The organism is Streptomyces sp. NPDC002793, from assembly GCF_040295485.1.
GTDB lineage: Bacteria > Actinomycetota > Actinomycetes > Streptomycetales > Streptomycetaceae > Streptomyces.
The window spans coordinates 18,992-30,224 of record NZ_JBEOVL010000038.1 but is presented as its reverse complement, the minus strand read 5'-3'; the positions used below and the strand labels follow the sequence as shown (position 1 = coordinate 30,224).

Sequence of the window (11,233 nt, the reverse complement as noted above, 5' to 3'; positions counted from 1 at the left end):
TTCCGTACGACCCCGCCCGCCGCCCTACTCGAAGAACTTGAGGCTCCAGCCCGTGTCGGCGGTCGGGCCGGGGACATCGGCGCGACTGTAGGTGGTGTTGCCCCACCAGGCGAACGTTCCGGTGTACCAGTACCGGTTCTCCCACGCGTACGGCGTCCCCTTCGGCACCGCGTGGAACATCAGGGGGAACCTGGGGCCGGCGGGCGGACTGGTGCCGATGTCGCCGTCGAGCAGGACGAAGCTGTGGTGGCCGGGCCCGTTGACGTGCAGCGTCGGGTCCCAGCCGGACATCATCGTCGCGCGGTCGGAGCCGAACAGACAGCCGTTCGACTTGTACCAGTCCCAGACGTACGTCGGGTCGCCTCCGGCCCGCAGTCGCAGGTCGGCCAGGCAGTACTGATCGCTCCAGCTTCCGTTGGCGGAGTACACGATGTGGAGTTGGCCGTTCGGGTCCTTGACGGCCTCGGGGCTCTCGTTGATGAACGGGTTGCCGACCACCCGTTCCCATCTCTCCCGCGGCTGCGAGATGACGTACCGCGCACCTGTCGGCGTGGTGGGACTGCTCATCCGCGCGATGTAGAGGTTCTGCTCCACGTTCGTGTCGCCGGCCCAGCCGGACCAGACGAACCAGCGCTGGCCGTTGAAGGTGAACAGGGTCCCGTCGATGGCCCACTTGTCGTCCGGCAACGCCAGTCGGATCTCGCCCGTGTACCCGCGGTCGGGTTCGGCCGAGCTGATGACGTACATCCGGTGGGCCGACCCGCGGCCGGCCGTGAAGTAGATGTGGTAGCGGCCGCCGTCCCGCACGATCTCGGGGGCCCAGACCTCACCGCGTCCGGCCGCGTCCGACCACACCTGCCGGGCGGGCGCCGACGCCAGCGCGACCGTCGAGGAGGCCTGGCGTACGGCGATGCCCCCGCCGGTCGACTGCACCGATACGTAGGTGCCGCCGACCCGGATCACGCTCGGGTCCGCGGCCCTGATGGTCTGTTCCGCCCGAGCGTGCCCGTCGGACGTCAGTGACATGACTGCGGCGAGGACACCGGACAGCGCGGCTGCCGCGACGCCGGAGAGAAGGCGAGAGAGTCTCATGTTCCCGTTCCGTGGTCGGCCGCCGCCGCGGCATCCGCCGACGGGGGATTCGCATCGATGGAAGGCACTCCTCCAGCATCCGGTTTCGCCTTGGACATGTCAACGAGTCAGTCGTCCGGCCATGCGGCACCACAGGGCGAGGGAGGAACGTCAACGACCGATGGCCCGCAGGCCGGACGGAGCCCGCCGGAGCATGACCCACGTCGCACCGACATCTGATCGGGCCGTGGCGCGATCCGGACGTCGCGCCATGAGATCTACGGCGACGGCGGCGGGCCATCCAGCCACCCGACGTCGGGCATCAGCCCAAGAGCCGCTGATCACAGGGCACTTCGCGGCCCGCGAACCGTCGCCCCCGAGGCTCACCGTCCGCCCGGACGCCCATCGGCACACGCCGTCGGCACGGCTGAATCACACCGGTACATGGACAAACATCCTGCGGGCATGATCATCGTATCGAGTTAATGTCGGCGGCTTCCCTTGGTCCGGACGGCTGAGCGCCCCTTAGGGTTTTCCTTGATCTGGACGGGTTCCCGTTCATTCACCCCTGATTCCCCCTCTTTATTGCCCTATGGCACTGCTGTACGCGTGTCAGCGCCCTGCCCAAGGAGAGTTCGTCCGATGACTGTTGACTCGAACCCGGAAGTGCGACTGGAGCTGCCCCAGCAGTCCAGTCTGAGCACGGCGGCTGCCCGTAATCTCGCCAGCACGACCAAGTCCGCCCCGCAGATGCAGGAGATCAGCTCCCGCTGGCTGCTGCGCATGCTCCCCTGGGTGGAGACCAAGGGCGGGACCTACCGGGTGAACCGTCGCCTCGCTTACACCGTCGGGGACGGGAGCGTGGAGTTCGTCCAGGACGGCGCCGACGTCCGGGTGATCCCCCGTGAGCTCGGCGAACTGGCCCTGCTGCGCGGCTTCGAAGACGTGGAGGTGCTGACCGCCGTCGCCGACCGGTGCGTCCAGCGCGACTTCCGCGCCGGCGAGACGCTGGTCGAGCGTGGGGCGCCCGCGGACCAGCTGCACCTGATCGCCCACGGCCGCATCAGCCAGACCGCGGCCGGCAGTTACGGCGACGAGGTGACTCTTGACGTGCTCGCCGACGGCGACCGGTTCGGAGAGAACGCCCTCCTGGACGAGGACGCCCGGTGGGAGCAGACCGCCACCGCCGAGACCTCGGGCACGCTGCTCACCCTCTCGCGCTCCGACTTCGCGGCCGTACTGGCCACCGCGCCGAGCCTCCGCGCCCACCTGGACACGTTCTCGTCCCTCGCCCAGCAGCGTCAGAACCATCGCGGTGAGGCGGAGATCGCGATGTCGGCCGGCCACCTCGGCGAGCACGAACTGCCCGGCGCGTTCGTCGACTACGAACTTCACCCGCGCGAGTACGAACTCTCGGTCGCCCAGACCGTTCTGCGGATCCACACGAGGGTCGCCGACCTCTACAACGGGCCGATGAACCAGACCGAGGAACAGCTCAGGCTCACCATCGAGGCTCTGCGCGAGCGCCAGGAGCACGAGCTGGTCAACAACCGGGAGTTCGGCCTGCTGCACAACGCCGACTTCAAGCAGCGCATCCAGACGCACTCCGGCCCGCCGACCCCGGACGACCTGGACGAGCTGCTCAGCCGACGCCGCGGCACCAAGTTCTTCCTGGCCCACCCCCGGACGATCGCGGCGGTCGGGCGTGGATTCAACGCGCGCGGGCTCTATCCGGACCACGTCGACCTCGGCGGCCAGCAGGTCCCGGCCTGGCGCGGCGTCCCCATCCTCCCCTGCAACAAGATCCCCATCACGCCCGAGAAGACCAGCTCGATCCTCGCCATGCGTACCGGCGAGGAGAACCAAGGCGTCATCGGCCTGCGCCAGACCGGACTGCCGGACGAGTACGAACCGGGGCTGTCGGTGCGCTTCATGGGTCTCGACGAGAAGGCGATCATCTCCTACCTGGTCACCACCTACTACTCCGCCGCCATCCTCGTGCCGGACGCGGTCGGTGTCCTGGAGAACGTGCAGATCGCCCACTGGCCCAAGTAGCCGGACACCTGCCCGAGGGCCCGGTGCGGCGCCCAAAGCTCGCCGGGGCGCCGCACCGGGCCCTGAGGGGCTTTCGGGACAGCCACCCACCCCACCGAGGAGCCATGGATGCCCGCGCCTGAGCTGCCACCGCCACAGCCGAGCCGGCCGGCGGCCGATTCCCCCTTCGGGGCGCACGTACTCGCTTCCGCGGCGGCCCGCGCCCGCGACATCAGGACGGCCACCGGCTGTCCACCCTGTTCGCCCACCACACCCACGATCTCCGCACCCGTCCCCGCTCCCCTCGGGGCCCCGGCACCGGACACCGGCCTGGAGCGGATCCTGCGCGGCCCGAGCGGCCTGGGCACGGCGGACCTCCGCCTGGTCCTGCGGGAGGAGCCGCCGGCGTCTCCCGACCCGTCGGCCGGCACGGCACAGGGCAGGCCGGTCCCGGGCCTCTACCACCACCCGGTACCCGAACCCGACCCGGTGCGGGTCGAAGAGGTAGGCCGACGGATCAAGTCCTGGGCACTGGACGAGGTCAACCTGTATCCCGAGGACTGGGAGGAGGAGTTCGACGGCTTCTCCGTGGGCAGCTACATGGTCGGATGCCATCCGGACGCGCCCAGCGTCGACCACCTGATGCTCGCCACACGCTTGATGGTCGCCGAGAACGCGGTGGACGACTGCTACTGCGAGGACCACGGCGGATCGCCCGTGGGCCTCGGCGGGCGCCTCCTGCTGGCGCACACCGCCCTCGATCCCCTGCACACGACCGAGGAGTACCAACCTCGTTGGGCGAAGTCGCTCCACGCGGACGCGCCCCGACGCGCGTACCGCTCCGCCATGGAGTACTTCGTCCGTGCGGCGAGCCCCTCCCAGGCGGACCGGCTCCGGCACGACATGGCCCGGCTGCACATGGGGTACCTCGCCGAAGCCGCCTGGGCACAGCTGGAACACGTCCCGGAGGTCTGGGAGTACCTGGCGATGCGCCAGTTCAACAACTTCCGCCCCTGCCCCACCATCACCGACACCGTCGGCGGCTACGAACTTCCGGCGGACCTGCACGCCCGGGCCGCCATGCAGAAGGTCATCGCTCTCGCGGGGAACGCGACGACCATCGTGAACGACCTGTACTCGTACACCAAGGAACTCGACGCTCCCGGCCGGCACCTGAACCTGCCCGTCGTGATCGCCGAACATGAGGGCCTCTCCGACCGGGAGGCGTATCTGAAGTCGGTCGAGGTTCACAACGACCTCATGCACGCCTTCGAGAACGAAGCCGCGGCGCTGGCCGCGGAATGCCCCGCCCCTGACGTGCTGCGCTTCCTGCGGGGCGTGGCCGCATGGGTCGACGGCAACCACTACTGGCACCGCTCCAACACCTACCGCTACAGCCTGCCCGATTTCTGGTAAGAATGGACTCTTCTGTGACCGACACCGAACTCATGGCCACCTCCACTCCCCTGCGCATCCCCCGCCCCGCGACGCCGTACCAGGGGGACATCGCCCGCTACTGGGACGGGGAGGCCCGGCCGGTGAATCTGCGTCTCGGCGATGTCGACGGCCTCTACCACCACCACTACGGCATCGGCGAAGTGGACCATGCGGCACTCGGTGACACCGAGGACAGCGCGAGCGAGAAGAGGCTGATCGCCGAGCTCCACCGACTGGAGTCGGCGCAGGCCGATTTCCTCCTCGGTCACCTCGGCGACATCGGGCGTGACGACACCCTGGTGGACGCCGGCTGTGGCCGGGGCGGCTCGATGGTGATGGCGCACCAGCGCTTCGGTTGCAAGGTCGAAGGTGTCACGCTGTCGGCCAAGCAGGCCGACTTCGCCAACGGTCGTGCCCGCGAACTCCACTGCGAGGACCATGTCCGAGCCCACGTCTGCAACATGCTCGCCACACCTTTCGAGACCGGTTCGGCCGCGGCCTCGTGGAACAACGAGTCGAGCATGTACGTCGACCTCGACGACCTCTTCGCCGAACACTCCCGCATGCTGCGGGTCGGCGGTCGCTACGTGACCATCACGGGCTGCTGGAACCCTCGGTACGGCCAGCCCTCGAAGTGGGTCTCGCAGATCAACGCGCACTTCGAGTGCAACATCCACTCGCGCCGGGAGTACCTGCGCGCCATGGCCGACCATCGCCTCGTGCCCCAGGCCGTCATCGACCTCACCCCCGACACCCTGCCGTACTGGGAACTGCGGGCCACGTCGTCGCTGGTCACCGGGATCGAGGACGCGTTCATCAACTCCTACAAGGACGGGTCCTTCCAGTACCTCCTCATCGCGGCGGACCGCGTCTGACCACCCGGCGGCGACGTCAGCCGATGTCCCCGCCGTGCCGTGGCTCGGCGGCACCCGGTGGCACGAAGCAGGCGGTGACGGTCTTGCCCGACGCCTGTGGGCGGGTGGACCATCCGTCGGCGAGCGCGTCGACGATGGCCATTCCGCGCCCGCCTGTCGTCGTGTGGTCTTCGGGCTGCTTGGCCGGGGGCAGAGGGTCGGAGTCGTGGACGCTCACGTGCAGGCAGTGGCTGTCCCAGGTGAGGACCAGCTGAGCGTCGCTGTGAGCGTGAACGTGTGCGTTGGTGATCAGCTCGCTGACGCTGAGCAGTATCGCGTCCACCGTCTCGGGGGCCTCCTCGGTCCACTCCAGCGACGCCAGGTGCTCACGCGTCCACCGACGGCCGGCCCGCACACCCTGCGCCACCGGAAACGACTGCGCCCAGCCCATCGCGCGCAGCGACATGTCCTTCGCCATCGGGACTCCCTCGGTCGGCTCTCCCTCCTCCTACCCCCGACTTCGAGGCACACCGGCTTCGAGGCACACCGCGGCGATTCCCGCACCACGCAGGACTGGCGTCACGGCGTCGAGGCCGCCGGTTCGGCGTAGTTGTACTCCTCGATCCGGTCGATGAGACCGTCTTCGAACCGGAAGTACACCGCAGCGTGGACATCACTGTGGGTCCCGTCCCGCAGGACCAGGTGAAGTACGTGCTGCTGGAGCACCTCGTCCGTGTTCTGGAACTGCCGGATCACGTCGTAACGCATCGATTCGACGTCCGCGACAAAGGCCTTCAACCGCTCCAGGCTCTCTCCGATGGCCAGTTCGCCCTTGCCGTCGTTCTGCCGGACGGTGGCGGACCCGGTGCACGCGGTCCGGGCGCCGGAGAAGTCGAACGCCTCCAGCTTCCGCAGAAAGAGATTCACCTGATCACTGCGACCCTGTTCCATGTCGACTCCTTATTCTTCGCTGGATACGTGCGTGCGGAGCTGTCGGCGCCCCGTCCCGCCCGGCTCGTGGCCTCCCCGCGCGTGTTCCACGCCGCCGCGCGGGTGCCGCAGGTCAGGGAAGGAGACCGAGTCGGCGCAGGTCGGTGACGTACTTCCGGATGAGGGTCGGCGACACATGGGGAATGTCCTTCTCCGGGCCGGCCTCCGCCGCCCGTACGGCGGCGTGGAATCGCCGGGCGGGGAGCGTGGATCCCGCGGTGCCCTCCGCCGGTCGCCCGAAGGCGTGCAGCAGCGGGAGCAGCGAGCGCTGACGCTGCTTGTCCGGCAGGGCACGGAGCGCCGCGGTGAAGCGGGTGAGCCAGGCACCGTAGTCGTCGATCCGTCGGATCGGGTGACCGGCCTCGATGAGCCAGTCGACGAAGGTGTCCAGCGAGATGCCGTCGTCGTGCGGGTTCAGCACGTTGTAGGTCCGATGGCCGTCGGCGGCCCGTGCGCCCAGGGCGGCGATGGCCTCCGCGGTGAAGTCGACCGGCAGCCCGTCGTAGTGCGCACGGGCGCCGGGCCGGTAGAACGAGCCGGGCGCGAGTCCGGTGGCGACCAGGCTGAGCAGCAGCCGGGTGAACACGTCGGGCACGTTGACCTGTCCGGAGAACCCGCTGTGCGCCAGGATGATGTTGGACCGGAGGGTGGTGACCGGCAGACCGAACCGCTCGTGCGCATCACGGAGCAGGACCTCCCCGGCCCACTTGCTCGTCGCGTACCCGTCGGCGTAGCCCTCACCGATGCGGCGCACCGGGCAGGTGACGCGGATGTCGGCGTCCTCGTCGACCGCCGCACCGGCGGTTCCGATGCCCACGGCGACGGACGAGACGAAGGTGAAGGGCTTCATCCGTGCGGTGAGCGCCAGCCTGATCAGTTCGGCGGTGCCGATGACGTTCGGGCCGAACAACTGGCTGTAGGGCAGCATGTGGTTGACGAGGGCGGCCGGGTGGACTATCAGGTCCACCGTGTCGGCCAGCCTCTGCCAGGTGTCCTCCTCCAGTCCCAGCCGCACTTCGCCGATGTCCCCCGCGAGCACCTCCAGGACCCCGTCGGCCGCGTCCCGGTACCGCTGGAGCAGGGTGGCGTCACCGCTGTCGAAGGCCTGTTCCAGCCGCTGCGCCGCGGCGGCCTCGTCGGCGCCTCGGACGACGCAGATCAGCCGGCCGCCCGAGGACGCCAGCCGCTCCAGCCACTCCAGGCAGAGGAACCGGCCGAGATAACCGTTGGCCCCGGTCAGCAGGACGGTCCGTACGACGCCGTCGGAGCGGGGCGGCGCGGGAGCGGCGGCCCGCGTCGGAGGGTCGAAGAACGTGTCGAGAGTGAGGTCGACGGCGTGGACGTCGGTGCTGTGCTCGCCGTGCACGGAGGCGAACGTGGGCCGAGGTGACCCGGACCGCCGGCGTTCCGACTCGATGTGCCGCGCCACCTGGGCCAGGTCGTTGGCCGGGCTGATGACCACCCCGACCGGGACGTCGATGCGGAAGACCTCCTTCATCAGCTGGACGAAGGACAGTGCGGACAGGGAGTCCCCACCGAGGTCGGTGAAGTGCGCCTCGACGCTCAGATCGGCGTTCGAGCACCCCAGCAGTGCCTGGGCGGCCCGGGTGACCGTCTCCACCACCGGCCGATCCGCTCCCTCCTGCCGCAGCTCGCGCAGCTGCCGGGCCTGCCCGTCGGCGAGCTCGTCGTAAAGGCGTTCCAGCGCATCGCCGTACCGCTGCTTGAGCCGGGGGCGCAGCAGTTTGTGGCTCTCGGTGTAGAGGCCGTTCTCGGTGCTGAAGGGCTCCGTCTCGATCAGGAAGTCGCGCGGGATCTCGTACGAGTTGAGTTCGGCCTCCTTGGCGACCCGCTGGAGCGACTCCATGAGCAGCGGCCTCAGCGACTCGATGTCCCCTCCGCATCCGGCCTGCGCGGCCGGTGTGGGCACCAGCACCGCGAGCGGATAGGCGCGCTCGCTGTTGCCGTACACGTAGATGTCCCGGATGAGGGGGCTGGCGAGGAAGACGGTCTCCAGGCGGGATACGGCCACGAACTCACCCTGCGAAAGCTTCAGGGTGTCCTTGGTGCGGTCGACGTAGACCAGCCGGTCGGGCCCGGTCTCGGCGAACACGTCACCGGTCCGGTAGTAGCCGTCCGGGTCGAGCAGCGTTACGTTCAGCTCGGGACGCCCGTAGTAACCGGGGATGAGCGTCTGCGACTTCAGCAGGAGCTCCCCGCGCGGGTGGGGCATGTCGGTTCCGTAGTAGCCCAGTTCCGGGACGTCGACCAGCTTGTAGTCGATGACCGGCGGGCGCTGGACCACCGTGTCCAGCGTCACCCCGCCGGCTTCGGTGGAGCCGTACCCGGTGTACAGGTGGAACCCGAGGCAGGACTCGACGAAGGCCGCGAGCTCGGCGGAGAGCGGGGCGGTGCCGACGAACGCCTTGGCGACACGTCCGCCCAGGAAGTTCTCCCGCAGGTCCTTCTTGACCGCCTCCGAGATGTCGCCCGGCTCGTCGGCGCGGCGGTCCAGTTCGCTCCGGTACTGCTGGAGGAGCATGTCGCACAGGCGCGGGACCATGGTCAGCTCCGTAGGGCGGACCAGTGCGATGTCCTCGAACAGGGTGGACAGGTCGCTCCCGGCCGTGAAGTAGCCGACGCCCCCCTTCACGAGCGAACCCATCACCGCGTACCGGCCGGCGAGGTGGCTCTGCGGCATGTAGAGGACGCTGACCGCGGGTACGTCCGCCGCTCCGTAACTGAACCCGTACCACGCGGTGCCGAGGAGCCGCTGTGTGTACATGGCGCCCTTGGGGGCGCCGGTGCTGCCGGAGGTGTAGATGAGCAGCGACAGCGGATCCTCACCCGGGGCTGCGGTGAACAGCGGGGCGGGCGGCAGTTCGCCTCCCCTGTCGATCAGCGCGGCCAGCGTGTCGACGGCCACCTGGCACCCGGCACCTTCCAGGCGCCGACGGGCCGATTCCAGGGCGTCGCGCCTGCCGGTGATCTCCGGGTCGTAGTCGAACACGATCAGGCGCTGGATCGAGTCCGACCCCGCGATCACGTCGACGGCGGTGTCCAGGTGCTCGACGCTCGCGGCGAGGACGCGGGGCTCGGTCTCCGCCACGATCGGCCTCAGCCGGGACAGCGGGGCGCCGGACTGCAGGGGCACGGGTACGACCCCCTGGTGGATGCACGCCAGATCGAGCGTCGCGTAGTCGATGCTGGTGAAGCCCAGGGTGCAGAGCCGGTCACCGGGGCTCAGCGGGTACGCCGGGTCGTGGTGCCACACGCCGGCCACCGCGCGGACGCGTGCCCACAGTTCGCGGTAGCTGATGGTGTCGAAGCGTTGGAGGAGGCGTGCCGTCGCGGGATCCCTGGCCCGTTCGCCGAGGGCCGGCCGGTCCCCATGGCTCTCCATGATGGACGCCATGACCTCGGCGAGCGCCTCACCCGGATCGACGGACGCCAGCACCTCGGCCAGCCCCTTGCCCGGATCGTGCGCCGACGGGGTGGTCGGATCCAGCGGTTCGGCCATGGTGGGTCCTCCCGTGGCGTTCGGTGATGGGGGGTGGGTGGTCGCGTCGGCGCCGCGCGCGTGCGGCGGCCCCGACGGCGTGCCTGCCGACGCGGGCGTCACCAGGTGACCGGCAGCGCGGCCACTCCGCGGATGAGTCGCTCGGTCCGCCAGGACAACTGGTCGGCCGGAACGGCGAGCCGCAGACCGGGCAGGCGGGCTACGAGGGTTTCGAGGACGACGCACAGCTCGACCCTGGCCAGCTGTGCGCCGAGGCAGTGGTGGATGCCGTGCCCGAAGGTGAGGTGCGGGATCTGCCCGCGGTGGAAGTCGATCTCCTCGGGCCGTTCGAACACTTCGGAGTCGCGGTTGGCCATCCCCAGTTCGGCCACCACCGCGTCACCGGCGCGGATGAGCTGCCCATTCAGTTCCAGGTCCTCCGTGGCGATGCGGGTGAAGCCCGCGGTGGCGCTGATCGGAATGAACCGGGAGAGTTCCTCGACCGCGTCGGGGATGAGGGAGGGCTCGTCGACGAGCTGCTGCCAGAGTCCCGGCTGGGTCAGCAGTGTGTAGACGAAGTTGCCGATCTGGTTGGCGGTCGCCTCCTGGCCGGCGGACAACAGGCTGACGCCCAGGCTGACGAGTTCCTCGTCGCTGAGCGGGTCCTTCTCGTTGTCGGAGGCCAGTTCTCCCAGGAGGTCGTCGGTGGGAGCGGCGCGGCGCTGCGCGATCAGGTCCTCGAGGTAGTCGCCGAGCTGTTCGCGGGCCCACGCCGACTGCTCCGGGTCGTCGAGGATCAGCAGGCCGTCCACCCACTCGGTGAACCGGTCCTGGTCGGCCGGAGGCACGCCGAGCATTTCGCAGATCACCGTGATCGGCAGCGGCCACGTCAGGACCGCCGCCAGGTCGACGGGGCCGCCCGCCGCCGTCATGGTGTCGACCAGGCCGTTGACCGTCTCCCGGATGCGGGGGCGCAGCGCGTCGATGCTGCGCACGGTGAACGAGCGCATCACCCGGCGCCGCAGCCGGCTGTGGTCCGGCGGGTCCATGCCCATGATGGAGGTCAGCGGCGGGGGGACCGCGACGGTGCGGGGTACATGGGCGCCCGCGGCGGCGGCGCGGCTGAACCGGGGGTCCGACAGTACGGTTTTGACGTCGGCGTGCCGTGTGACCAGCCAGCCGTCGCCTCCGAAGGGCAGGCGCACCCGGAGCACGGGCCGTTCGCCGCAGACCTGGACCAGCGTGGGGTCCAGGTCCAGTCGGTCGACCGGACCGAACGGGTAGGCCCGCACCTCTTCTCCTGCCGCGGTCATCGTGTCAGTCCTTCCCGTGCTGCCGAGCGGTTGGC

Annotated in this window: 8 protein-coding genes; 3 read left to right on the top strand and 5 right to left on the bottom strand. The window is 69.6% G+C overall.

Annotated features, from left to right (window positions below; all coding sequences use genetic code 11):
- Nucleotides 1-24: 24 nt before the first annotated feature.
- Complete coding sequence (locus ABT001_RS28370) at nucleotides 25-1,092, bottom strand: glycoside hydrolase family 43 protein (protein WP_351283140.1); 1,068 nt, start codon at nucleotides 1,090-1,092, stop codon at nucleotides 25-27.
- Between the two features lie 621 nt (nucleotides 1,093-1,713).
- Here ABT001_RS28370 and ABT001_RS28365 point away from each other — a divergent pair.
- From ABT001_RS28365 to ABT001_RS28355, 3 genes are all read left to right on the top strand, one after another.
- Entirely contained in the window at nucleotides 1,714-3,126 is a 1,413-nt protein-coding gene (locus ABT001_RS28365; protein ID WP_351283137.1) for a family 2B encapsulin nanocompartment shell protein, read from the top strand.
- A gap of 108 nt (nucleotides 3,127-3,234) precedes the next feature.
- Nucleotides 3,235-4,521 carry a family 2 encapsulin nanocompartment cargo protein terpene cyclase gene (locus tag ABT001_RS28360; protein ID WP_351283134.1) on the top strand — a complete coding sequence of 429 codons (1,287 nt, stop codon included), beginning with the start codon at nucleotides 3,235-3,237 and terminating at the stop codon, nucleotides 4,519-4,521.
- A gap of 14 nt (nucleotides 4,522-4,535) precedes the next feature.
- The gene (locus ABT001_RS28355) at nucleotides 4,536-5,417 is read left to right on the top strand and encodes a geranyl diphosphate 2-C-methyltransferase (protein WP_502967541.1); all 882 of its coding nucleotides are present in this window, start codon (nucleotides 4,536-4,538) and stop codon (nucleotides 5,415-5,417) included.
- A 16-nt stretch (nucleotides 5,418-5,433) separates the two neighbouring features.
- Here ABT001_RS28355 and ABT001_RS28350 read toward each other — a convergent pair whose 3' ends face one another.
- The 4 genes from ABT001_RS28350 to ABT001_RS28335 all read right to left on the bottom strand — a co-directional run bounded on the left by ABT001_RS28350 (nucleotide 5,434) and on the right by ABT001_RS28335 (nucleotide 11,198).
- Nucleotides 5,434-5,874 carry an ATP-binding protein gene (locus tag ABT001_RS28350; RefSeq protein WP_351283129.1) on the bottom strand — a complete coding sequence of 147 codons (441 nt, stop codon included), beginning with the start codon at nucleotides 5,872-5,874 and terminating at the stop codon, nucleotides 5,434-5,436.
- A 101-nt stretch (nucleotides 5,875-5,975) separates the two neighbouring features.
- Nucleotides 5,976-6,347 carry a nuclear transport factor 2-like protein gene (locus ABT001_RS28345; protein WP_351283126.1) on the bottom strand — a complete coding sequence of 124 codons (372 nt, stop codon included), beginning with the start codon at nucleotides 6,345-6,347 and terminating at the stop codon, nucleotides 5,976-5,978.
- Nucleotides 6,348-6,459: 112 nt separating this feature from the next.
- Nucleotides 6,460-9,906 carry a carboxylic acid reductase gene (gene car / locus ABT001_RS28340; protein ID WP_351283123.1) on the bottom strand — a complete coding sequence of 1,149 codons (3,447 nt, stop codon included), beginning with the start codon at nucleotides 9,904-9,906 and terminating at the stop codon, nucleotides 6,460-6,462.
- 98 nt (nucleotides 9,907-10,004) lie between these two features.
- Nucleotides 10,005-11,198 carry a cytochrome P450 gene (locus ABT001_RS28335; protein ID WP_351283120.1) on the bottom strand — a complete coding sequence of 398 codons (1,194 nt, stop codon included), beginning with the start codon at nucleotides 11,196-11,198 and terminating at the stop codon, nucleotides 10,005-10,007.
- Nucleotides 11,199-11,233 lie beyond the last annotated feature (35 nt).